This is a genomic window from Bradyrhizobium ivorense, assembly GCF_900696085.1.
GTDB classification, from domain to species: Bacteria; Pseudomonadota; Alphaproteobacteria; order Rhizobiales; family Xanthobacteraceae; genus Bradyrhizobium; species Bradyrhizobium ivorense.
This window is the reverse complement of sequence record NZ_CAADFC020000033.1, coordinates 314582-336639: the sequence shown is the minus strand read 5'-3', so window position 1 is coordinate 336639 and position 22058 is coordinate 314582. Positions and strand designations below refer to the sequence as shown.

The window sequence follows — 22058 nt, the reverse complement described above, 5'->3', positions numbered from 1 at the left end:
GGGCTACGCGAATGTAACTCCCTCTGCCGCGAACGGCAGAGGGAGTTGCTTTGGCTCGAAACGTTCGGCTCAGAACTTCAGATTGGCGAACGCGCGCACGCCGATGCCGGGCAGCAGCACCTCGTCCTTGGTGTAGGACACGGAGTTGCGGATGTCCTGGTTAAGCAGGTTCTTGCCGACCAGGCCGATCGTCATCTCCTTGGCGCCGATCCATGACGACGTCAGCTTGGTGTTGTAGGTGATCTCCGCATTGAGCAGATTGTAGCCCGCGGTCGGCGTCTCGCCGATCACAGCGATGTCGTTCTGCGCAAAGGCGTGCACCAGATTGATGTGCGCAAACCAGTTGCTGTCGCGCCAGTACAATCCGCCGCCGAGCCGCGCCGGCGGAATCCGCGGCACGTTGGTGCCGTCGGTGAAGGTGGCGCGCACCACGTCGAACTGGTTCTCGATGCCCCAGATGCCGCCGTTCAGCGGGCCGATGTCGAGCTGGCTCTGGAACTCGGCGCCGCGGAAGATCGCGTCGCGCTGCGAGTAGCGCGCTTGGTTCAGTTCGAGGCCGGGGCCCAGCTGGCACGCGCTCTCGTCACATGTGTTGCCCGTCAGCCGGCGGAATATGAAGCCGTCGAACCTGGTGTAGTAACCGGTGAGCTCGAACCGCAGCGGTCCGGTCGCCCGCCGTAGGCCGATCTCGATCGATTTGGCGGTTTCGATGCCGAGATTGGGATTGCCGATGTCGAAGGTGGCGGTCGCATCGTGGGGGCCGCGCGAAAAGAGCTCGGCCGGTTTCGGCGCACGTTCGACGTATTGAGCGGTCGCGCTTGCTACCAGATCCCACGGCAGATTCTGGATCAAGCCGAGGCTGCCGCTCTTGGGCGTGAAATTCGGATTTTGCGCTGTAGCTGGACCGATGCTTGCGGGATCGGTGGCCACGTCGAATATGGGGGGAATGAAAGCCGGAGTTGTGCCGGAGAGATCGATATGTTCGATCCGCCCCGCAATCTGTGCCTTGGTGGTGTCGGTGAACTTTAGCTCGTTGAATACGTAACCAGCGACCCTGTTGTTCTTGTTGGGGTCCCATAATCCGTTGAGCGGGCTCGTCGGATCGTCAGGGCTCGGCGCGGTCAGTTCCTGGTGCCCGGCTTGCAGACCAAATGCCGTCGTCACGGTGGCGAAGCGCGCGTTGAACGGCATCATCTGCACCTCGACGCGGGCCTCCTGCTCCTTGTTGGTGAAGGTCTGCCGTACGCCGTCGCTGGATGAGTCGGCCGGATCGGCAAGGCCGAGCTCGTTGTGGCGATAGTCGGTCGCACCGAGCCAGAACCGCACTGCGTCGATCGCGGCCGCGTCGGGCCGGTATTCGCCCTTGACGGCGATCTTGGTCTGGTGCGCGTCGATCCGGGTCTGGTGATCGGCGCCGTCAATGCCGGGGATATGGTAGAGCGAATCGTTCTGGGTGATCGATGCGCCGATATAGCCGCCCTGGAAGAAATACGATGCGCCGACCGACGCGCCGTCGGACTGCGTCGCAGAGTTCGGCTGGCGGCCGTTCACCGGCCGGGTCTGGTCGAACAGATACGGATAGCTCGGGATGCTGTAGTCGCTGGTCGTGCGGCCATAGACGTCGGCATGCACGGCGACATTGTTGCCGCCGGCGTCCAGCAGCATGCCGCCCTCGACGCCGCGATTGACCGAGCTGACCGAGGTGCGGGTCTCGACGTTGAGGCAACCGGGCGAGCCGACGTCGGCGAGCGGCGCCTTTGCCGGAAGCCCATAGGTTTGGAACGGCGCGGCCGTGCAGGTCGGCATCGCATCGGGAATGCGGTTGTTGGTGGCGCTGACGACGCCGCCGATCGAGGTCGAGCCGTAGCGCAGCGCGGCAGGTCCCCGCACCACCTCGACCTGGTTGGTCGACAGCGGATCGATCGGCACGAAATGGTCTTCGCCGAGATCAGAGGCGCCGCCGCCGCCGAGGCCATTCTCGACAATGCCGACGCGGTTGACGTCGAGGCCGCGGATGATCGGCCGGCTGGAGGCGCCGGGCGCAAAACTCGAGCCGGTGATGCCGGGCTTGGAAAACAGCAGATCGCCGAGCGTGGCGCCGCCCTGGCGCCGCAGCTCCTCGTTCGGCACCACGGTGACGGTGGCGAACTGGTCGGTGACCACGGGCAGCACGCCCTGCTGGGGGGCGGGCGCGGCGGCGACAGCCGGCGCCGGCTGCGCGGCGGGCGCGCGCTCGCGATTGCGGCTTGGCGCGGCGCGGACCGCGCGGGTCGGCGTGCGCGTCGTCACGGTCCGGTGCCGCTGGATCGGGCTTGGCGCCGTCACGGTGATGTCAGGCAGTTGCGTCGGCGTTGATGCCGATGGCGTATCGTCGGCGATCGCGCCGTGGCTTGCCGCGCACAGCAGGAGCCAGCTCGCTCCGCCGATGGTGAGTGTTCGTCGTCCCTGGAATGTCATTGGTCCCGATCCTGATCCCGTCGACCGATGCGACGGATCGACTTCGATTTCCCTTCGCCGACGCCCGGATTGAGGGCGTGAAGGCGCGAGGGCACGGCGGTCAGTCGATCAGGACAGCGGAGGCGCGCGGGAGCGGAATGCCGCGGGCGCGGATTTCAGGTGAAGGAATTCGGCATCGGTGGTGCGGTGGAGAAACTCCACCGCTTCCGGCAACAGCAGCACCGGCGGGGTCGCGGCCAGAAGGTTGCCGGCCAGCGAGATGATGGCGCAGATCGCGCAAGTGTCGGCCGGCTGCGGGTCATTGTCGGGGTGGGCTGGCGGCTGCTTCTGGACCACCTGGATCGCGAGGTCCGGCGTCGCCGAAGTGCCGAGATAGGCGAAGTCGAGCTGCGACAGCCCGGTTTGCAGCGCCGGAGCCGCCTGCGCGGCCGCAATCCGGTGGAAATGGCCGAACGACAGCGCGAACTGGACGGCGAGCGCGAACAGCGCCAGCCGCGAGCCAGTTTTGATGTGCCGCCGAAACCACTTCATGACGATTGACGCCCACCCGATCGGAACGGCGTCACGACCCCATGCCGTCCGATGTTACATTATAACATCTGACGATGATGGTGATGTCAACCGTCGGCCAGATGAACCGTGTCGATCAGTTGCCGGTGTGTGATTGACGCAACGCGTCCCGCTTCAGCGTCCTTCGCGCAGCCAGGTCGCCGCGAATGCGCCGAGCAGCAGCAGCAGGCCAACGATGCCGGCGAACATCGGCAGCACGCCGACGCCCTTGACGACGCTGGCGTCGCGCATCTTGACGCCGAGCCAGCCGTCGCCGCGGAAGATCGAGGAGGCGCGCACCGGCACCACGCGGGGCATATCGAGGCTCGATCCGTCGACGATGCGCCGCGCGTCGCCGCCGGTCGCCTGCGCCAGCGGCTTCAGCATCTCGGTGGTCGAGGTGACTTCCGAAAACTCCTTCGGATTGGTCGGGCCGACATTGATCAGCGCCTTCAGCGTGCCGTCGGTCGCCTGCCACAGGCCGAGCTCATTGGCGGGCAGCGTTGCACGCCACTCGCCGGGATCGCCGGCGGTGAGGGTCAATTCGCGCGTGGTGCCGCCCGGCGACGTCACAGTGACGGGCGAGACGGTGTCGGCCATGGTCTGGCGCACCACCATCAGGTCCTTGCCCTGCACCTGCATGCGCAGCGACTCTTCGTCGAGGTCGGGCTGCTTCATCAGCCAGTGCGACATCCGCCGCAACAAATCGAGATGCGGGCCGCCGCCCTCATAGCCGCGCGCCCACAGCCAGATATGGTCGGACAGCAGCAGCGCGACGCGGCCTTCGCCGAAGCGCGACAGCAGCAGCAGCGGCTTGCCGTCGGCGCCGGTCATGACCGGCGGGTTGATCGCGTTGCGGGTATCGACGGTGCGGAAGAACCGGCTCCAATGCGGCGGCTCGGCGTTCGCGCCCTCCAGCCCGCGCGTCACCGGGTGGCGTTTTCCGGCATCGCTCAAGTGCGCATAGAACGGCTTTTCGGTGACGCCGACCGGCTCGGCCGGCAGCACCGAATCCAGCGGCGTGCGCCAGATGCTGGTGGTCGAGGCGTAGTCGGGCCCGGCAGAGACCAGCACCGCGCCGCCGGAGCGGACGTAGCGCGCGATGTTGTCGAAATAGGCGATCGGCAGCACGCCCTGGCGGGCGTAGCGATCGAAGATGATCAGCTGGAAGTCGTTGATGCGCTGCTGGAACAGCTCGCGGGTCGGAAACGCGATCAGCGACAGCTCGTTGATCGGCGTGCCGTCCTGCTTCTCCGGCGGCCGCAGAATGGTGAAGTGCACGAGGTCGACACTGGGATCGGACTTCAACAGGTTGCGCCAGGTGCGCTCGCCGGCATGCGGCTCGCCGGAGACCAGCAGCACGCGCAACCGGTCGCGCACGCCGTCGATCGCGACCACGGCGCGGTTGTTCACCGGCGTCAGCTCGTTGGCGAGCGGCGAGGCCTCGATCTCGACGATGTTCTGGCCGGCGTGCTTGATGTCGATGTCGACGCTGGCGGTCTGGCCGCTGCTCATCGTGCGCTCGTTGATCGTCTCGCCGTCGCGGCGGACGGTGACCTTGGCGCGCTCGCCGACAACGCCCTGGTCGTCGAGCCGGAAGGTGATGGTCTGGGTCTGGCCGACGATGCCGAAGCGCGGCGCCGCCGTGATCGCGATGCGGCGGTCGCGCTCGTCCTTGCGGCCGGTGATGAGCGCATGCACCGGCGCCTGGAAGCCGAGCGCCTGGGCGTTGGACGGAATGTCATGCACGCGGCCGTCGGTGATCATGAATGCGCCGGCGACGCGCTCGACCGGAACGTCCGACAGCGCCGATGACAGCGCGCCGAACAGTTTGGTGCCGTCGGTCTCACCGTCGGCCTGGCCGGCCTCGACGACGCGGACTTCGAGGCCCCTGATCTGCTTCAGGCTGTCGACCAGCGCCTGCCGCGCCTTGTCGGTCTCTTCGTTGCGGGTGCCGAAATTCTGGCTCGGGCTCTTGTCGATCACGACCGCGGCGACCGAGGACAGCGGCTCGCGGTCCTCGCGGGTGAAGGAGGGATTGGCCAGCGCGAGCAGGATCAGCGCCAGCGCGGCGACACGCACTGCGGCGCCGCGCGACCGCGCCACCAGCAGCAGCGCGGCGATCACCACGATCGCGCCGAGCGCGAGCCACAGCACGAGCGAGGGGACCAGCGGTGTGAACGCGATGCCGTAGTTCATGGCGTCACTCCGTCATTCCGGGGCGATGCGCAGCATCGAACCCGGAATCTCGAGATTCCGGGTCTGGTGCTGACGCACCATCCCGGAATGACGGTGTGGGCGGTTGAATGTATCACTCGCATCTCATTGTCCCAGCCGCTCGATCAGGGCAGGCGCGTGCACCTGGTCGGCCTTGTAGTTGCCGGTCAGCGTGTACATCACGATGTTGACGCCGGCGCGGAAGGCGAATTCGCGCTGGCGCGGCTCGCCCGGCGTCAGCGGCAGCATCGGCTGGCCGTCGGGGCGGATCGCCCAGGCGCCGGCGAGGTCGTTCGAGGTGATGATGATCGGCGACACGCCGTCGCCGCCGCGCGCCGGGCGCTGCGCGGCCTCGTCGTCGTCGTCGCGCGGCAGCGCCTCGACCCAGGTCTGGCCGTTGTTGAAGCGGCCGGGGAAGTCGCGCAGCAGATAGAACGTCTTGGTCAGCACGTGCTCGCGCGGCACCGGCTCGAGCTCGGGGATGTCGAGGGTCGACAGCAATTCGCGCAGCGTCTGCATCGCCGGCGTCTGCGCGCCGCCATTGTCGCCCGGCGGCGCCTCGACGGCGTCGCGGGTGTCGAAGATCACCGTGCCGCCCTGCTTCATGTAGGCGTCGATCTTGTTGATGGCGTCCTGCGGCGGCTTCGCCGCGCCCGGCACGATCGGCCAGTAGATCAGCGGGAAGAACGCCAGCTCGTCGTGCGCCGGGTCGACGCCGACGGGATCGCCGGCCTCCAGCGCGGTGCGCTGCGCCAGGAACAGCGTCAGCCCGGACATCCCGGCCTTGACGACGGAATCGATGTCGGCATTGCCGGTGACGACATAGGCGAGCCGGGTCTGCGACACCGACTTGATGGCAAAGTCGTCGCTGCTCTCGGCGCAGCTCGGCGAGGGCGACATCGCCGCCAGCACGAAGGCGAGGACAAGGACGGCGGGCGCCGCGCGCCGCCGCAGCAGCGCGGCAATGCCGCCGCCGAGCATCGCCACCACGATCGCGTCGATCAGGAACAGCGCCAGCGCGGTCGACAGCATGATGCCGCGCAGGTCGCGCGGCTCGGTGTTGGTGTAGCTCGCATGCTGCGCCTTCAGGCCGGAAGTGTCGATCGGCGCGATGCGGTCGGCGGAGGCGAGGGTGTTGACCGCGATCGGGCTTTCCGCCGGACCGTAGAAGCCGGGCGGATGATCTGCCGTGGCGCGGTCGCGATAATCCGCCGGCATCGGCTTGGCGGTCGACGGCGGCGGACCGAATGCGCCGAACCCGTCGAGCGTGCGCAGCGGCGCCACCGTCGCGGCCGCAGGATCGCTGGCGACGCCGGGGCCGGGCGTCGAGGTGTAGCCGGACATGTCGATCAGCCGCCGCAGCATCTCGACGAAGGTGCCGGACATCGGCAGGTCCGACCAGCGCATGTCGGCGCCGACATGGAACAGGCTGACCACGCCCTTGCCGCGGTGCTCGCCGGTGACGAGCGGCGTGCCGTCTTCCAGCGACGCCCAGCTCTTGGTTGCGAGCACAGCATCGGGTTCGGCCAGCACCTGCCGGTTGACGGTGATGTCCTTGGGCACGGTGAGGCCGTTGAACGGCCCGTCGGCGGCGAACGAGGCCATGTGTTGCGGCTTCTCCCAGGTCAGGCTGCCGCCGAGCGTGCGGCCGCCCTTGCGCAATTTAACCGGCACGAGGTCGTCATCGGCCTGCGCGAGGCGCGGACCGGCGAAGCGCACCAGCACGCCGCCCTGGTCGATCCAGGCGTTGAGGCGGTCGCGGATCTCCGGCGACAGCGTGCCGACATCGGCCATCACGATCATCGGCAGCCGCTGATCGAGGAATTGCGCGATCACCTGCTGCGGCGCGCCGCGATCGCCGAGCCTGATATCGGCGAATGGCGACAGCGCGCGGGAGAGATAGAAGGTCGAGGCCAGCAGCGGCTGCGCAGTGTCGCTGCTCGAGCCCGAGACCACCCCGATCGCGCGGCGGCGCCAGCGCCGGTCGAGCAGCTGCACGGCGCCGGCCGAGCGCTCGCTGGAGATTTCGAGCCGCGCGATGTCGTTGCGGAGTTCGACCGGAAGATCGAAGGCGGCCTCGGTCTCGCGCTCCTGCGGAGCGAATGCGTAGCGGGCCTCGCCGATCGGCGAGCCCTTGGCGTCGACCGCACGCACCGTGCCGCCGGCAACGCCGGTCTCGGTACGCAGCACCTTCACGGTCATCTTGGCGGCGGCGTTCTCGGCCGCGACCAGCGCCTGCGCGGACGGCGCGCCGCCCGAGAAGATCGTCAAATTGCGGCCCTCGATCACCTTGCCAAGGCCTTCGGTGAATTCGCTGCCGCGGCCGGTGTCGACGCCATCCGACAGCCAGGCGATATCGCAATCGCCGGTCGATTTGAGGAAACGTCCAAGCGCCGTGAGGGTTTCAACGCGGTCAACCGAATAGGGTTTTGGCGCCAGCTGGCGCAGCGCGACGCGGGCGGCGCCGGCCGGCATCAGCGTGATGTCGCGCGCCGGCTCCGACAACGGCACCAGCGCGACGCCGCGGCGGTCGCTGTCGGCATCGGTGACCAGCTCGTCCGCCGCCCTGATCCGCGCATCCCAGCTCGAGGCGGAGCTCCAGCCGTCGTCGAGCAGGATCACCAGCGGCAATTTGCTTGCCGCGATGCCGGTTTGCGGATTCCAGATCGGGCCGGCGGCGGCGAGGATGACGAGGGCTGCAGCGGCAAGCCGCAGCAAGGTCAGCCACCACGGCGTGCGCGACGGCGTCTCCTCCTTGGGCGCGATGTCGAACAACAGCCGGGTCGGCGGGAATTCGATGCGCCGCGGCCGCGGCGGCATCACGCGCAGCAGCCACCACAGCACGGGCAGGCTGAGCAGGCCCAGCAGCAGCAGCGGTTCGGCAAAGGAGAGGGGGAGGCCTGCGATCATGCGCTGCGTCCCGCCTTGACGGTGGTGCGTCCGCCGCCCTTGTTCACCATCATACCGGCATGCAGGAACAACAGCAGCTCGGCCGCGGAGCGGCTGGTGGTGTGGGTCGAGAACAGCCAGTCGAGCCGGTTGGTCTCGGCGCGGATCTGGTCGCGATGCAGCGCGACGCGGGCGACGTAGTCGGTCGTCCAGCTTTCGGCGCGGCCCGCGGTGATGACGCTGCCGATCTCCGGCTCGACGAATTCGACGCGGCCGGAATAGGGAAAGGTCTCTTCGGCGGGATCGACCACCTGGATCAGCGTGCCATGCGCGCCCGACGAGGCGAGCCCGCCCAGCATGGCGGTGATCTCCGCAATCGGCGACCAGAAGTCCGACAGCACCACGATCTCGGCGAGCGATGACGGCACGAAGGACGGCGGCAGGCTGGCGCGCGTCTTGTCATCGTGCAGCATCGCCTGCGCCATCTTGTCGATCACGGCGCGGCTGCCGGTCGGATTCATCAGGCCGGGAATGCCGACGCGTTCGCCGCCGGCGACCAAGAGCTCGGCAAGCGCGAAGGCGACGATCAGGCCGCGCTCGAGCTTGCTGTCGCGCGCATCGCGCGAGGCAAAGGCCATCGACGGCGAGCGGTCGGGCCAGATCCACACGGTGTGCGCGGCCTCCCATTCCTGCTCGCGGACATAGAGATGGTCGTCGCGTCCGGAGCGGCGCCAGTCGACGCGCTGCGCCGGCTCGCCGGAGACAAAGCGGCGATACTGCCAAAAGCTTTCGCCGGCGCCGGCGCGACGGCGGCCGTGCAGGCCGTGAATCACATTGGCGGCGATGCGGCGGGCCTCAAGCACCAGGCGCGGCAGCGAAGCGGCGAGCGATCGGCTTTCGCCATCTGCACGTCGAACCGCAACATTCTCCTCGTCCTTGTGCTTGTTGTCAGCGGCCATCAAGCGATCCGCGTCTTCAATTGCTTGATCACGTCCGGAATGGTGCGCCCTTCGGCGCGCGCCGAGAAAGTCAGCGCCATGCGATGCTTGAGCACGGGTTCGGCAAGGTCGAGCACGTCGTCGATCGAGGGCGCGAGCCGCCCGTCGAGCAGCGCACGGGCGCGCACCGCGAGCATCAGGGCCTGGCTGGCGCGGGGACCCGGTCCCCAGGCGATCAGCTTGCCGGATTCACCGCCGTCGGGGCCGGGGCGCGCGGCGCGGACCAGCGACAGGATCGCCTCGACCACGGAATCGCCGACCGGCAGCCGGCGCACCAGCCGCTGTGCCGTGAGCAGCGTCTCGGCATCCATCGCAGGTTTCGCCGCCGTTTCCTCGGCACCGGTGGTCTCGAACAGGATGCGCCGTTCGGCGTCGCGATCGGGATAGTCGACGTCGATTTCCATCAGGAAGCGGTCGAGCTGTGCCTCGGGCAGCGGATAGGTGCCCTCCTGCTCCAGCGGGTTCTGCGTCGCCAGCACATGGAATGGCTTCGGCAGATCATGCCGCGCGCCGGCAATGGTGATGTGCTGCTCCTGCATGGCTTGCAGCAGCGCCGACTGGGTGCGCGGGCTGGCGCGGTTGATCTCGTCGGCCATCAACAGCTGCGCGAACACCGGACCCGCGATGAAGCGGAACGAGCGCTTGCCGGCCGAACTCTCGTCCAACACTTCGGCGCCGAGAATGTCCGACGGCATCAAATCGGGCGTGAACTGGATGCGCTTGGCATCGAGCCCGAGCGTGACGCCGAGCGTCTCGACCAGTTTTGTTTTCGCAAGGCCGGGGACGCCGATCAGCAGCGCGTGGCCGCCGGACAGGATCGTCACCAGGGTGTTTTCGATTACCTGGTCCTGGCCGAAGATGACGGTGGACACCGCCTCCTTGGCGGCTCGAATCTGGCCCGCGACCTGCTCGGCCGAACGGACGATCACGTCCTCCAGTTTCTCGACGCTGTCTACACCAGCCATTCGGTCCGCTCCTTCTCGACATTCGCACCGCATCGGCGCGTCGTCATGTCATGGCCCACATGCTAAACCGGTGAGAAGGCCATGTATTCGTTGAATTAAACTATCCCCACCTTATCGGCATTTCGGGGTATGAACGGCATCACGATGTGGCGAGAATGACGTCCCGACCACATCTCAGAAGACGTACACAAAACGTGCCAGATTGAGGGTTGAAACTTTAAGGCAAACAATGGCGAAGCAAGGGCAAACGGGTCAGGGCAGGGAAACCACGGATATCGCAGGCAAGGGTCTCGAAAAGACCGGCCTCGACGGGCTCACTGCCGCGGCCAACCAGGCTGCGACATCGGGTCCTGCCGGGCGCAAGGGCCTGCCGCCGGTTCATCTGTGGAATCCGCCGTTTTGCGGCGATCTCGACATGCGAATCGCGCCCGACGGCACCTGGTTCTACATGGGAACGCCGATCGGCCGGCCGGCGCTGGTGCGGCTGTTCTCCACCATTCTGAAGCGCGAGGACGGCAAGCACTTTCTCGTGACACCGGTGGAGAAGGTCGGGATCCGCGTCGACGATGCACCGTTCCTTGCCGTGGAAATGCAGACGCAGCACGACGCGCGCGGGCGTCTGCTCAGGTTCCGCACCAATGTCGACGACTGGGTCGATTGCGAGCAGGGCCACGGTCTCCGATTCGAGGCTGCCGAGGATGGCGGGCTGACGCCCTATCTGCATGTCCGCGCCGACCTCTGGGCCAAGGTGACCCGCGCGCTCTATTACGATCTGGTTGACATGGGCGAGGCGCGGATGGTCGATGGTGAAGAGATGTTCGGCATCGAGTCCGGCGGCGAATTCTTCGCGATGGCGGATGCCAAGCAGGTGAGGGACGCGCTTTGAACGAGCCGATGGTGAAGGCGCAGCCCGCGAGGATCGGCTCGTCGGAATTTTTTGCGCGGGCCCGCGCCCGGCTCAATTTCGAGGTGCCGGCGGGGCTGGTCGATCCGCATATCATTCCGCGCACCGGAGACTCCGGTAACGACCGCATGCTCGAGATCGTAGCCAAAGAACAGCCGGTGCGGCCGGCCGCGGTGCTGATCCCGGTGGTCGATCACCCCGAGCCGACGGTGCTGCTGACGCAGCGCTCGCCGCATCTGTCGAGCCATGCCGGGCAGATTTCCTTTCCCGGCGGCAAGATCGACGCGACCGACGCCTCGCCGCTCGACGCCGCGCTGCGCGAGGCGTGCGAGGAAGTCGGGCTGAAGCGGGAATATATCGATCCGGTCGGCTATCTCGACCTCTACGGCACCGCATTCGGCTTCCGCATCCTGCCGACGGTCGCCAAGGTGGAGCCCGGCTTTGCGCTCGATATCAACGAGGCCGAGGTCGTCGATGCCTTCGAGGTGCCGCTGGCATTCCTGATGAATCCGGAAAATCACCAGATCCATACCAAGGAATTCCGCGGCATGGACCGTTCCTATTACGCGATGCCGTTCGCCGAGCGCTACATCTGGGGCGCGACCGCCGGCATCCTGCGCGTGCTGTATGAGCGGATCTATCTGTCATGATCCGCACGGTGCTGACCGAGGTCGGTGTCTTCCTGATCCCGTTCGTCGCCTATGCCGTCTTCCTCATGGCCACGCGCGCCGGCGTGACGCTGCCGGCGTCCTGGCCGCTCGACATGCTGGCGAAGCTGACGCTCGCGGCCCTCGTCCTGGTCATCGTCAGCTTCCTGCTGCTCGCCGAGTATACCGGCGCGCCGCCCAACTCGACCTACGTGCCTGCCCATATCGAGAACGGCAAGCTGGTGCCCGGAGTTGAGAAATGAGCGAGGCGCGCCTTCTGTCCGATGCGCCGTGGCTCGCCTCGGGCCCGGCGGCGCGCGTGCTGGCGCTGCTCAATGCCGACGGCGAGGAGGCGCGGGTGATCGGCGGCGCGGTGCGCAACGCCCTGATGAAGATTCCGCTCGGTGACATCGATATCGCGACCACGGCGCTGCCCGACGAGGTGGTGCGCCGCGCCAAGCGCGCCAGCATCAAGAGCGTGCCGACCGGCATCGAGCACGGCACCGTGACCCTGGTGGTCGAGGGCCAGCCGTTCGAGGTGACGACGCTGCGCGAGGACACCGAGACCTATGGCCGCAAGGCGAAGGTGACGTTCGGGCGCGACTGGGTGCGTGACGCCGAGCGGCGCGATTTCACCATCAACGGCCTGTCGGTCGATGCGGATGGCGTCGTGCACGATCACGTCGGCGGGCTGGACGACATCGCTGCAAACCGGGTGCGCTTCATCGGCGATCCCGCGCGGCGCATCGCCGAGGATTACCTGCGCATCCTGCGCTTCTTCCGCTTCCACGCCGCCTATGGCGAAGGCGAGGTCGATCGCGCCGGCTATCTCGCCTGCGTCAGCGGGCGCGACGGACTTGGCGAGCTTTCCGCCGAACGCATCCGCATGGAGATGCTCAAGCTCGTGGTCGCCGACGGCGCAGCGGCCGCGGTGGTCGCGATGGGCGATGGCGGCCTGCTGCAGCCGCTGTTCGGCGGCGTCGCCTATACCGGGCCGTTCGCGGCGATGATCGGGATCGAGAGCTGCATGGAGCTTTCGCCGAGCGCGATGCGACGGCTCGCCGCGCTGACGGTCGCGGTGACCGAGGACGCGCGGCGCATCGCGGGCCGGCTGCGGCTCTCCAACACTGAGGCCAAGGCGCTGGATTCGATGGGGCATCGCTGGTGGCGCCTGCCCGGCATGGACGAGGCGCATGCGCGGCGCCGGCTCTACCGGCTCGGCGACGACGCCTATCGCGACCGGCTGTTGCTGGCTTGGGCGCGCAGCGGCACCCGCGGCGACGTCGAGCAATGGCGCGCGCTCGCCACGCTGCCGCAGCGCTGGCGCGCGCCGCATTTTCCGTTGCGGGCGTCGGATTTCATCGCACGCGGAATTGCCGAGGGGCCGGCGCTGGGACATGTTCTGACGCTGGCCGAGGACGCCTGGCTCGCCGCGGACTTTCCGCTGGAGCCGAAGACGCTGTCCGATATCGCCGACCAGACCGTCGCCCGGTTCACCCGCGACCATCGGCTGTAACAGCAACGGTGGCGCGGCGATGATGCGGCCGCGCCGAAGAGGGGCGGAGGCGATGCCGCCGGCGTTGCGCCAGGCAGCATCGCACCGGAAATGCTACGCCGCCTTGCGCTTCTTCTTGCGGTCGCCGTCGTCGTCCTCGTCCTCGTCGTCCTCTTCTTCCTCGTCCTCGTCCTCGTCTTCCTCTTCGTCGTCTTCCGCTTCATCCTCTTCCGGATCGAGCTCGGTCGATTCGAGCGCGATGACCGGCAGCGTCTCGCGAAACAGGTCGCCGTCGACACCCATCCAGAGACACTCGACGTTTTCCTCGTTGACTTCCACCACCGTCAGCGGGTGACCGCCGGACTTCAGGATGACAACATCGCCTGGCTTCAGTTCCATGATCTTCCCTCCGCGCTTGATGACGCGGCCGGCAGGCTAGCGAGCGGTGATGACAGTCCGATCACGGACCGCTGCTCACGCGATCAATTGACGTGGAAAACGGCCGATGCGGCGTTATTAGCGCGCGGCAGGCACCAACTCGGCCAGCGAGCGGATGATGCGGTCCGGCTTGATCGTGGACCCCACCGGTAATCCGACGCCGTGCACGTCCATCCAGATCGCGTAGATGCCAAGCCGTTGCGGCGCCACGACTTCCCACTCCAGATTGTCGCCGACCATCCAGGTGTCCGGCGCGGTGACGCCGAGCGCCTGCATCGCGTGCAGATAGGCACGCTCCTCCGGCTTGCCGAAACCGTGCTCGCCCTCGATCTGGATATGATCGAAGCGATGGCCGAGCGCAAAGCGCTCGACCTTGGCGCGCTGCATGTCGGCGGCGCCGTTGGTGACCAATGCGAGCTTGATGCCGAGCGCCTTGAAGGCGTCGATCGCCTCATGCGCGCCGGGGAAGACGAACATCTCCTCCTCGCGATAGGCGGTGAAGCGATCGGCGATGCGGTCGGCGAGTTCGTCCGGCAGCGCGCGGTGGCCGTCGGCGGCGAGCGCCGCGAAGCCGCCCCGCACCGTGAGGCGCCGCGCCTCGCCGAGCCTGATCCGCCAGATCGGCTCCGCCGTCGACCAGAATTTTCGCGCCGACGCCAGCAGCGCGGTCGCGACCTGCTCCGGCGGCAGGGGTGCGAGTTCATCGGCAAATTCGCTGGCGATCGTATTCCAGGCGATCTCGGGGCGGCCATAGGCCGACAGGATGGTGTCATCCATGTCGATCAGCATCGCGCGCGGCAGGTCTCTCACGGCCATTTCACCTCCGGCGGCAGCGACGACAGGATCGAATCGACATTGCCGCCGGTCTTCAGGCCGAAGATGGTGCCGCGATCATAGAGCAGGTTGAATTCGACATAGCGGCCGCGGCGCACCAGCTGCTCGTCGCGGTCCGCGGCGCTCCACGCTTGCGCGAAATTGCGCCGCACCAGCTCGGGATAGATCTTCAGGAAGCTGCGTCCCACGTCTTGCGTGAAGGCGAGGTCGGCGTCCCAATCGCCGCTGTCGTGCCAGTCATAGAAGATGCCGCCGATGCCGCGCGCCTCCTTGCGATGCGGCAAGTAGAAATACTCGTCGCACCACTTCTTGTACTTCTCATAGTCGGCGACAGGACTGCTGCACGCCTCTTTCATCGCAGCATGGAAGGCGACCGTATCGGCATCGTCCTGGGTGCGCCGCCGGTCCAGCACCGGCGTCAGATCGGCGCCGCCGCCGAACCACGCCTTCGTGGTGACGACGAAGCGCGTGTTCATGTGCACCGCCGGCACGTTCGGATTGCGCAAATGCGCGATCAGCGAGATGCCCGAGGCCCAGAACCTCGGATCGTCGGCGGCGCCGGGAATCTGCGCGCGGAATTCGGGAGCGAATTCGCCATGCACGGTCGAGCAGTGCACGCCGACCTTCTCGAACAGCCGGCCCTTCATGATCGACATCACGCCGCCGCCGCCCGGCTTGCCGGAGTGGTCGGTGCGGTCCCACGGCGTGCGCGTGAAGCGGCCGGCGTCGCCGGGATAGAGCGTGGCCGGGGCGTCGTCCTCGAGCTTCTCCAGCGCGACGCAGATGTCGTCGCGCAGCGCCTCGAACCAGCTGCGGGCCCGGGCCTTGCGGTCCTCGGTGATGGCGGGGTCTGTGGGGAGCATTTCTATCCCTGCGGTCCGTAATAGGTGCAGCTCTCGTTGCAGCTGTCGCGATGGACGCTGACGCGGGTCGGTTTTCCGGCATGCTGCAGCCGCTCCCAGATGAAGCGCGAGAGGTTTTCCAGCGTCGGCGGGCCGAGCGCCTCGATCTTGTTGAGCAGCTTGTGGTCGAGCGTCTTCCGCACTTCCGCCATGGCCTGTTCGAGCACGCCTAGATCGACCACCATCCCGGTCGCCGGATCCGGCGTGCCGCGCACCGTGACTTCGGCGCGGAAGGAGTGACCGTGGATCTCCTCGCTGTCGGCGCCAAGGGTCGTCCCTCGCAGCGCGTGCGCAGCCTCGAACCGAAACGCTTTCGTCAATTCCCACATCTCTTTCAACAATCCAATTCGGTAAGGGAGTTCATCGGATGCCGAGCGCCTTGTGCGTCTGCACGCTGAGCCGCCATTGCGGGTGCTTCAGGCAATACGCGATCGCGCGCTCGGTGTTCTCGATCACGTCCGGGCCGTCCATCGGCTGCAGCGAGAAGCGCTCGAAGGCGAGGCCGGCAAAGTCCTCCGGCCGGTTCTCCGGCTGCGGATAGACCAGCTTGAGCTCATGTCCCTTGCGCACCACGAGCTCGGCGGCCGCCTTGGGGCTGACGCAGATCCAGTCGAGCCCGTCGGGCGGGGCGATGGTGCCGTTGGTCTCGATCGCGATGGCAAAGCCGCGGCCGTGCAGGGCCTCGATCAGGGGCGTATCGACCTGCAGCAGCGGCTCGCCGCCGGTCAGCACCACGTAGCGGTCGGCTTCGCCTCCGGTCCATTGCGCGGCGATGGTGTCGGCCAGCGCGGCCGCGTCGGGATAGCGCCCGCCGAGCGTGCCGTCGGTGCCGACGAAGTCGGTGTCGCAGAACCGGCACACGGCGCCGGCGCGATCCTGCTCGCGGCCGCTCCACAGATTGCAGCCGGCGAAGCGGCAGAACACGGAGGCGCGGCCGGCATGGGCGCCTTCGCCCTGCAGGGTGAGAAAGATCTCCTTGACCGCGTAGCTCACCAAAAATCCTCTAACTTACCTGGTCGTGCATCTGGCCGGTCTGGCGCAGCGCCTCGCCGACCGCCATCGCCGCCGTGACCGCCACATTGAGCGAGCGCAAGGGCGGCTTGATCGGAATCAAGAGCCGCGCATCCGCGGCCGCCACCACCGCATCGGTGACCCCTGCCGTCTCGCGCCCGAACAGCAGCACATCGGAGGCCGCATAGGCGAAATCAAGATAGGACTTCGCCGCCTTGGTCGTGAACAGGATCAGCCGGCAGGAGGCCTCGGCGCGCCATTCCTCGAACTTCGACCATGAGTCGTGACGCTTCAACCGCACATGGTCGAGATAGTCCATACCCGCCCGGCGGAAATGCCGGTCCGAGGTGTCAAAACCCGCCGGTTCGATGATATGGGCTGAGACGTCCAGGCACGCGCAGAGCCGCAGGATGGTCCCTGTATTCTGGGGAATATCGGGCTGAAACAGCGCGATCTGCATGGTGCTCACGGCCTGTGAAGACTGGATGAAATTGTCTCAATAAAACATCGCCCGGGGCGGATTTCGTGCATTGCACGCTTGCGAGCCGATAGCGGGCTTGCGCTTGTCCGGCAAGGGTGCCAATAGAACGATTCTGGACTGCTGTTCCGCCGTTTGGGGTGTGGAATGGCGGTTTTCTGCCGCCGCGGGGGCCGCGGGCGCCGGCAGCCTTTCCTGGGCGCGTTCTGCGTCTCCGGGGCGGTTCCACCGGCTGCGGATATGAAAGGGCTTGGAAACGTGACGACAGCGTCTTCGGCGGACCATCCGACACGCCGTGATTTCCTTTTTGTTGCAACCGGGGCCGTCGCTACGGTCGGCGCAGCCGCCACCGTGTGGCCGCTGGTTTCCCAGATGAACCCGGACGCTGCGACAATTGCGGCCGGTGCGCCGATCGAGGTCGACCTGACGCCGATCGCCGAGGGACAGGACATCAAGGTCTTCTGGCGCGGCAAGCCGATCTACATCAGCCATCGCACCAAGAAACAGATCCAGGAAGCCCAGAGCGTGGCGCTCTCGAGTCTGCCCGATCCGCAGCCCGACTCGGCGCGCGTCAAGGCGGGCCACGATCAGTGGCTGGTCGTGATCGGCATCTGCACCCATCTCGGCTGCATCCCGATCGCCCATGAGGGCAATTACGACGGCTTCTTCTGCCCCTGCCACGGCTCGCAGTACGATTCCTCCGGCCGTATCCGCCAGGGGCCCGCGCCCGCCAACCTGGCAGTGCCGCCCTACACCTTCGTTTCCGACACCAAAATCCAGATCGGCTAAGCCCCGGACCATCCGGGGCTTCGGCCTGCACTCGGAACCCATCGCGTCGTTTTTCTTCTCAGGATCGCATCAATGAGCGGACCATCCGATTTTCAACCGACCAACCCCGCCTTGAAGTGGATCGAACGGCGCCTTCCGATCTTCGGCCTGATCCACTCCTCGTTCGTGGCCTATCCGACGCCGCGCAACCTGAACTACTGGTGGACCTTCGGCGCCATCCTGTCGATGATGCTGGCGCTGCAGATCCTGACCGGCGTGATCCTGGCGATGCACTACACGCCGCATGCCGACTTCGCCTTCAAATCGGTTGAGCTGATCGTCCGCGACGTCAATTACGGCTGGCTGCTGCGCAACATGCACGCGTGCGGCGCGTCGATGTTCTTCTTCGCGGTCTATATCCACATGTTCCGCGGCCTCTATTACGGGTCGTACAAGGAGCCGCGCGAGGTGCTGTGGATCCTCGGCGTCATCATCTACCTCTTGATGATGGCGACCGGCTTCATGGGCTACGTGCTGCCGTGGGGCCAGATGAGCTTCTGGGGCGCTACCGTCATCACCAACTTGTTCTCGGCGATCCCGTACTTCGGCGAAAGCATCGTGACGCTGCTGTGGGGCGGTTATGCGGTCGGCAACCCGACGCTGAACCGCTTCTTCTCGCTGCACTATCTGCTGCCCTTCGTGATCGCCGGCGTGGTCGTGCTGCACGTCTGGGCGCTGCACGTCGCGGGCCAGAACAATCCGGCCGGCGTCGAAATGAAGACCGAGAAGGACAGCGTGCCGTTCACGCCGCATGCGACGATCAAGGACATGTTCGGCGTGTCCTGCTTCCTGATCTTCTATTCCTGGTTCATCTTCTACATGCCGAACTATCTCGGCGACGCCGACAACTACATTCCGGCGAACCCGGGCGTGACGCCGGCGCACATCGTGCCCGAATGGTACTATCTGCCGTTCTACGCGATCCTGCGCTCGATCCCGAACAAGCTCGCCGGCGTGGCCTGCATGTTCGGCGCCATCATCATCCTGGCGTTCCTGCCCTGGCTCGACAACGCGAGGACCCGCTCGTCGAAGTACCGTCCGCTGGCCAAGCAGTTCTTCTGGATCTTCGTGGTGGTCTGCATCGGGCTCGGCTATCTCGGCTCGCAGCCGCCGGAAGGCATCTACGTGATCGCGGGCCGCATCCTGACGGTCTGCTACTTCGCCTACTTCCTGATCGTGCTGCCGCTGCTCTCGCGGATCGAGACGCCGCGGCCGGTGCCGAACTCGATCGCCGACGACGTGCTGGCGAAGAGCAAGGGCAAGGTCGCGACCGCCGCGTCCGTGATGCTTGCGCTGGTGGTGGCCGGTGGCCTGTTCGCCGGCAGCACCCAGACCGCCAAGGCCGAGGAGGGCGGCGATGCGCCGCCGGCGCAGAAATGGTCGTTCTCCGGCCCTTTCGGCACCTATGACCGCGGTTCGCTGCAGCGTGGCCTGAAGGTCTACAAGGAAGTCTGCGCGGCCTGCCACGGTCTGTCCTATGTCGCGTTCCGCAACCTCGCCGATCCCGGCGGCCCCGGCTACTCGCCGGCGCAGGCTTCGGCGTTCGCGTCCGAGTACAAGATCAAGGACGGTCCGAACGACCAGGGCGAGATGTTCGAGCGTCCGGGCCGTGCGGCAGACTACTTCCCGTCACCGTTCCCGAACGAGCAGGCCGCACGCGCGGCCAATGGCGGCGCGGCGCCGCCCGACCTCTCGCTGATCGCCAAGGCGCGGTCCTACAAGCGCGGCTTCCCGCGGTTCGTGATCGACTTCTTCAGCCAGTATCAGGAGCAGGGACCCGACTACGTCGACGCCATCCTGCAAGGCTTCGAGGACAAGGTGCCGGCCGGCGTCACGATCCCGGAGGGCTCGTACTACAACAAGTACTTCCCCGGCCACGCGATCAAGATGCCGAAGCCGCTGTCCGACGGCCAGGTGACCTTTGACGACGGCTCGCCGGCGACGGTTGCGCAGTATGCCCACGACGTCACGACGTTCCTGATGTGGGCCGCCGAGCCGCATATGGAAGCGCGCAAGCGCCTCGGCATGCAGGTGTTCGCGTTCCTGATCATCTTCGCCGGTCTGATGTACTTCACCAAGAAGAAGGTCTGGGCCGACGCGCACTGACGCGAAGGCCGCCGTATCGCGATCGTGAAAAAGCCCCTGCGGGGGCTTTTTTGTTTTCGAGGTACGTCATTCCGGGGCGCTCGCCAGAGCGAACTATGGTGCGCAATTGCGCACCTGAGAATCTCGAGATTCCGGGTTCGATGCTTGACGCATCGCCCCGGAATGACGGTGTCGTCAATTGCGTCCGTCACCGAGTACGGACAGAATGCCGCCTAATCGGCCGGCAAACATCGCGGAGGAAACTATGGGTACGATCATCAGCTTCAAGCGTCCGGACGGCAAGGATGCGTCGGGCTATCTCGCCAATGCCGCGCGCGGCAATGCGCCGGGTGTGGTCGTGATCCAGGAATGGTGGGGCCTGCAGGACCAGATCAAGGGCATGTGCGACCGCTTCGCGCTGGCCGGCTTCGATGCGCTGGCGCCCGACCTCTACAAGGGCACCGTGGTGCCGTATCACGACACCGACGCGGCCGCCAAAGAGATGAACTCGCTCGACTTCATGGACGCCACCACGCAGACGGTGCGCGGCGCCGCGCAATACCTCGGCAAGAACGGCACCAAGGTCGGCCTCACCGGCTTCTGCCTCGGCGGCGCGGTAACGATCATCGGCGCCACCAAGATCCCGGAACTGACGGCCGGCGTGGTGTTCTACGGCATTCCGCCGGAGCAGGCGGCCAAGCCGGCCGACGTCCGGATTCCGCTGCAGGGCCATTTTGCCAACAAGGACGACTGGTGCACGCCGGCGCTGGTCGATGGTTTCGAGAAGGGCATGAAGGCCGCCGGCAAATCACTGGAACTGTTCCGCTACGACGCCGAGCACGGTTTCGGCAACGAGCAGCGCCTGTCGGTCCACGACCGGCAGTGCGCGGAATTGGCCTGGGGCCGCGCGACGGAGTTTTTCCGCAAGCATCTGGGGTAGCGCTGCCTGCACCACCATCGGCGTCGTCCCGGCGAAGTCTGTAGCCCGGATGGAGCGAAGCGCAATCCGGGACAGCCTCTGTTGAGAAGGTGGTCCCGGATTGCGCTGCGCTCCATCCGGGCTACACAGTGTCAATTGTTGCGCACCCCGTCCCACCACGGGCAGGTCCCCGACATCAGCTTGAAATTGCCCTCCATCACCTGCACCGGCGCGCGCTTGCCCTCGGCGGCGGCGCGCATCCGCATCTCGCGCGCGATGGCGCGGTCCTCCGGCGACAGCCAGACCCGCTCATGGCCCCACAGGCTCGGGCCGTCATGCATCTCGAACGGCGTCCAGCTCGCCGGATCGATCTCGCGGCCGCCCCAGCCGCACTCGACCATGAAGGCCGACGGCGACTTGGCGTAGAACGACGTCATCAGATCGTTGGTGTGGCGGCCGAGCGTGACATTGACGCGGTCTTCCTTCATCGCGATGTCATAGGCCTGGCCGACGTCGTCGAGCGAAAACAGCTCCATCATCAGGTGATGCATGCCGTTGGTGCCGGTCTCGATCAGCGCCAGCGAGTGGTGGCGCGGGTTGACGTGGAAGAAATAGGCGCGGAACGGTTTTTCGATGTAGTCGCTGAGGCCGAAGCCGAGCACGTCGACATAGAACGCCATCACCGGCTCAAGGTGCTCGACGGTCAGCACGGCGTGGCCGAGGCCTTGCGGCCCGGTGCGGAAGCCGGAGATCGACCGCCCCGGCTTGAACGGCGTGTCGTCGATCTCCGCGCCGTGAAAAGCCTCGAGGCGGTTGCCGGCCGGATCGTGGAACGAGATCAGGGAGCGCACCCGCCGCGCGTCGGCGAGCGCCTGCGGCTCGGCGGTCACGCCGACGCCGGCGCGCTCGAGCCGCGCCGCCAGCGCGTCGAGCGCGGCGGCATCCGCCACCTCCCAGCCGAAGAAGCGCGTGCCTTCGCCCTGTGCACGGTCGATCACGATGCGTTGCTTGCGGTCGTCCATTCGAAACGCGAGCAGCGAGTTGCCGCGCTCGATCGCCTGCAAGCCCACCAGGCCGGTGCCGAACTGCCGCCAGTCGTCGAGGGCGTCCGAACCGAACCCGGCATATCCGAGACCCAAAATCGCCATGCGCGCGCTCCGCCATTGTCTGTTTTTTGGGCGGTCGATCGGCCGCCGTTGGGCGCAAATCCTACGCGGAATTCCGTCCGTTCAAACCGGAAAAAGGGTGTCCCGGAGCGGGGCAGGGGCTCGCCCCCTCCCTTGACAGGGCCCGCGCCCGGTGGTGAGTAACGGCCATGCGCGCCGTTGCCAGCCCATCCCGTCGTTGGTGGCCCACCTTCTCATAGGTGGCCGGTGCGATTTCATTCCCCAAAATCGTCGAAGGTCGCCATCGCAGTGCGACGGTACCTTCCCTTGTCCTGT

Annotated in this window: 20 protein-coding genes; 7 read left to right on the top strand and 13 right to left on the bottom strand. The window is 66.7% G+C overall.

Going from position 1 to position 22058, the window contains the following annotated elements; genetic code table 11:
• Nucleotides 1-69 precede the first annotated feature (69 nt).
• From CI41S_RS40025 to CI41S_RS40000, 6 genes are all read right to left on the bottom strand, one after another.
• Nucleotides 70-2457 (bottom strand): TonB-dependent receptor, encoded by a 2388-nt coding sequence (locus CI41S_RS40025; RefSeq protein WP_139864487.1) that lies wholly within the window; start codon nucleotides 2455-2457, stop codon nucleotides 70-72.
• Nucleotides 2458-2565: 108 nt separating this feature from the next.
• The gene (locus tag CI41S_RS40020; protein WP_139864486.1) at nucleotides 2566-2988 is read right to left on the bottom strand and encodes a DUF2946 family protein; all 423 of its coding nucleotides are present in this window, start codon (nucleotides 2986-2988) and stop codon (nucleotides 2566-2568) included.
• A 153-nt stretch (nucleotides 2989-3141) separates the two neighbouring features.
• Nucleotides 3142-5205 carry a hypothetical protein gene (locus CI41S_RS40015; RefSeq protein ID WP_139864485.1) on the bottom strand — a complete coding sequence of 688 codons (2064 nt, stop codon included), beginning with the start codon at nucleotides 5203-5205 and terminating at the stop codon, nucleotides 3142-3144.
• A 123-nt stretch (nucleotides 5206-5328) separates the two neighbouring features.
• Entirely contained in the window at nucleotides 5329-8130 is a 2802-nt protein-coding gene (locus CI41S_RS40010) for a DUF4159 domain-containing protein (RefSeq protein WP_139864737.1), read from the bottom strand.
• Nucleotides 8130-9071, bottom strand: coding sequence for a DUF58 domain-containing protein (locus CI41S_RS40005; RefSeq protein WP_139864484.1), 942 nt, complete (start codon nucleotides 9069-9071; stop codon nucleotides 8130-8132). Before CI41S_RS40005 ends, CI41S_RS40010 begins: the two co-directional genes overlap by 1 nt.
• Nucleotides 9071-10075, bottom strand: coding sequence for an AAA family ATPase (locus tag CI41S_RS40000; protein ID WP_139482112.1), 1005 nt, complete (start codon nucleotides 10073-10075; stop codon nucleotides 9071-9073). Before CI41S_RS40000 ends, CI41S_RS40005 begins: the two co-directional genes overlap by 1 nt.
• Before the next feature lie 229 nt (nucleotides 10076-10304).
• Between CI41S_RS40000 and CI41S_RS39995 the strand changes: the two genes are divergently transcribed.
• The 4 genes from CI41S_RS39995 to CI41S_RS39980 are packed head-to-tail and all read left to right on the top strand — an operon-like array spanning nucleotide 10305 to nucleotide 13142.
• On the top strand, nucleotides 10305-10961 hold the full coding sequence (locus CI41S_RS39995; RefSeq protein ID WP_139864483.1) for a DUF1285 domain-containing protein: 657 nt from the start codon (nucleotides 10305-10307) through the stop codon (nucleotides 10959-10961).
• A gap of 8 nt (nucleotides 10962-10969) precedes the next feature.
• Nucleotides 10970-11629 carry a CoA pyrophosphatase gene (locus CI41S_RS39990; protein ID WP_430650070.1) on the top strand — a complete coding sequence of 220 codons (660 nt, stop codon included), beginning with the start codon at nucleotides 10970-10972 and terminating at the stop codon, nucleotides 11627-11629.
• Nucleotides 11626-11889, top strand: coding sequence for a DUF6111 family protein (locus CI41S_RS39985; RefSeq protein WP_139482109.1), 264 nt, complete (start codon nucleotides 11626-11628; stop codon nucleotides 11887-11889). The genes CI41S_RS39990 and CI41S_RS39985 overlap by 4 nt, the downstream gene beginning before the upstream one ends.
• Nucleotides 11886-13142, top strand: a complete 1257-nt coding sequence (locus CI41S_RS39980) for a CCA tRNA nucleotidyltransferase (RefSeq protein ID WP_139864481.1) — start codon at nucleotides 11886-11888, stop codon at nucleotides 13140-13142. Before CI41S_RS39985 ends, CI41S_RS39980 begins: the two co-directional genes overlap by 4 nt.
• Before the next feature lie 93 nt (nucleotides 13143-13235).
• On the opposite strand, the gene CI41S_RS39975 is transcribed toward CI41S_RS39980, so the two are convergent.
• The 6 genes from CI41S_RS39975 to CI41S_RS39945 form a co-directional block, all read right to left on the bottom strand.
• Entirely contained in the window at nucleotides 13236-13520 is a 285-nt protein-coding gene (locus CI41S_RS39975; RefSeq protein ID WP_172628383.1) for a DUF2158 domain-containing protein, read from the bottom strand.
• 117 nt (nucleotides 13521-13637) lie between these two features.
• A complete protein-coding gene (locus CI41S_RS39965) occupies nucleotides 13638-14375 on the bottom strand; it encodes an HAD family hydrolase (RefSeq protein WP_139864480.1) in 738 nt (245 codons plus the stop codon).
• A complete protein-coding gene (gene hemF, locus CI41S_RS39960; RefSeq protein ID WP_172628382.1) occupies nucleotides 14366-15256 on the bottom strand; it encodes an oxygen-dependent coproporphyrinogen oxidase in 891 nt (296 codons plus the stop codon). The genes CI41S_RS39965 and hemF overlap by 10 nt, the downstream gene beginning before the upstream one ends.
• 2 nt (nucleotides 15257-15258) lie before the next feature.
• Nucleotides 15259-15624: a 6-pyruvoyl trahydropterin synthase family protein gene (locus CI41S_RS39955; protein ID WP_139864479.1), complete on the bottom strand. Its 366-nt coding sequence runs from the start codon at nucleotides 15622-15624 to the stop codon at nucleotides 15259-15261.
• Nucleotides 15625-15655: 31 nt separating this feature from the next.
• Nucleotides 15656-16288 (bottom strand): 7-carboxy-7-deazaguanine synthase, encoded by a 633-nt coding sequence (gene queE / locus CI41S_RS39950; RefSeq protein ID WP_139864477.1) that lies wholly within the window; start codon nucleotides 16286-16288, stop codon nucleotides 15656-15658.
• 10 nt (nucleotides 16289-16298) lie between these two features.
• A complete protein-coding gene (locus CI41S_RS39945; protein ID WP_139864475.1) occupies nucleotides 16299-16766 on the bottom strand; it encodes a tRNA (cytidine(34)-2'-O)-methyltransferase in 468 nt (155 codons plus the stop codon).
• A 276-nt stretch (nucleotides 16767-17042) separates the two neighbouring features.
• Between CI41S_RS39945 and petA the strand changes: the two genes are divergently transcribed.
• The 3 genes from petA to CI41S_RS39930 all read left to right on the top strand — a co-directional run bounded on the left by petA (nucleotide 17043) and on the right by CI41S_RS39930 (nucleotide 20637).
• Nucleotides 17043-17573: a ubiquinol-cytochrome c reductase iron-sulfur subunit gene (gene petA / locus CI41S_RS39940; RefSeq protein ID WP_139864473.1), complete on the top strand. Its 531-nt coding sequence runs from the start codon at nucleotides 17043-17045 to the stop codon at nucleotides 17571-17573.
• Nucleotides 17574-17645: 72 nt separating this feature from the next.
• A complete protein-coding gene (locus tag CI41S_RS39935; RefSeq protein ID WP_139864471.1) occupies nucleotides 17646-19718 on the top strand; it encodes a cytochrome c1 in 2073 nt (690 codons plus the stop codon).
• Between the two features lie 244 nt (nucleotides 19719-19962).
• Complete coding sequence (locus CI41S_RS39930; protein ID WP_139864469.1) at nucleotides 19963-20637, top strand: dienelactone hydrolase family protein; 675 nt, start codon at nucleotides 19963-19965, stop codon at nucleotides 20635-20637.
• A gap of 131 nt (nucleotides 20638-20768) precedes the next feature.
• Here the strand turns inward: CI41S_RS39930 and CI41S_RS39925 are convergent, their stop codons facing one another.
• Nucleotides 20769-21764 (bottom strand): VOC family protein, encoded by a 996-nt coding sequence (locus tag CI41S_RS39925; protein WP_139864465.1) that lies wholly within the window; start codon nucleotides 21762-21764, stop codon nucleotides 20769-20771.
• Between the last annotated feature and the right edge of the window lie 294 nt (nucleotides 21765-22058).

Coding starts and splice junctions, on each gene's coding strand:
- CI41S_RS40025 (WP_139864487.1), bottom strand. CDS start 2,457: ATGACATTCCAGGGACGACGAACACTCACCATCGGCGGAGCGAGCTGG.
- CI41S_RS40020 (WP_139864486.1), bottom strand. CDS start 2,988: ATGAAGTGGTTTCGGCGGCACATCAAAACTGGCTCGCGGCTGGCGCTG.
- CI41S_RS40015 (WP_139864485.1), bottom strand. CDS start 5,205: ATGAACTACGGCATCGCGTTCACACCGCTGGTCCCCTCGCTCGTGCTG.
- CI41S_RS40005 (WP_139864484.1), bottom strand. CDS start 9,071: ATGGCCGCTGACAACAAGCACAAGGACGAGGAGAATGTTGCGGTTCGA.
- CI41S_RS40000 (WP_139482112.1), bottom strand. CDS start 10,075: ATGGCTGGTGTAGACAGCGTCGAGAAACTGGAGGACGTGATCGTCCGT.
- CI41S_RS39995 (WP_139864483.1), top strand. CDS start 10,305: ATGGCGAAGCAAGGGCAAACGGGTCAGGGCAGGGAAACCACGGATATC.
- CI41S_RS39990 (WP_430650070.1), top strand. CDS start 10,970: ATGGTGAAGGCGCAGCCCGCGAGGATCGGCTCGTCGGAATTTTTTGCG.
- CI41S_RS39985 (WP_139482109.1), top strand. CDS start 11,626: ATGATCCGCACGGTGCTGACCGAGGTCGGTGTCTTCCTGATCCCGTTC.
- CI41S_RS39980 (WP_139864481.1), top strand. CDS start 11,886: ATGAGCGAGGCGCGCCTTCTGTCCGATGCGCCGTGGCTCGCCTCGGGC.
- CI41S_RS39975 (WP_172628383.1), bottom strand. CDS start 13,520: ATGGAACTGAAGCCAGGCGATGTTGTCATCCTGAAGTCCGGCGGTCAC.
- CI41S_RS39965 (WP_139864480.1), bottom strand. CDS start 14,375: ATGGCCGTGAGAGACCTGCCGCGCGCGATGCTGATCGACATGGATGAC.
- hemF (WP_172628382.1), bottom strand. CDS start 15,256: ATGCTCCCCACAGACCCCGCCATCACCGAGGACCGCAAGGCCCGGGCC.
- CI41S_RS39955 (WP_139864479.1), bottom strand. CDS start 15,624: ATGTGGGAATTGACGAAAGCGTTTCGGTTCGAGGCTGCGCACGCGCTG.
- CI41S_RS39945 (WP_139864475.1), bottom strand. CDS start 16,766: ATGCAGATCGCGCTGTTTCAGCCCGATATTCCCCAGAATACAGGGACC.
- CI41S_RS39935 (WP_139864471.1), top strand. CDS start 17,646: ATGAGCGGACCATCCGATTTTCAACCGACCAACCCCGCCTTGAAGTGG.
- CI41S_RS39930 (WP_139864469.1), top strand. CDS start 19,963: ATGGGTACGATCATCAGCTTCAAGCGTCCGGACGGCAAGGATGCGTCG.
- CI41S_RS39925 (WP_139864465.1), bottom strand. CDS start 21,764: ATGGCGATTTTGGGTCTCGGATATGCCGGGTTCGGTTCGGACGCCCTC.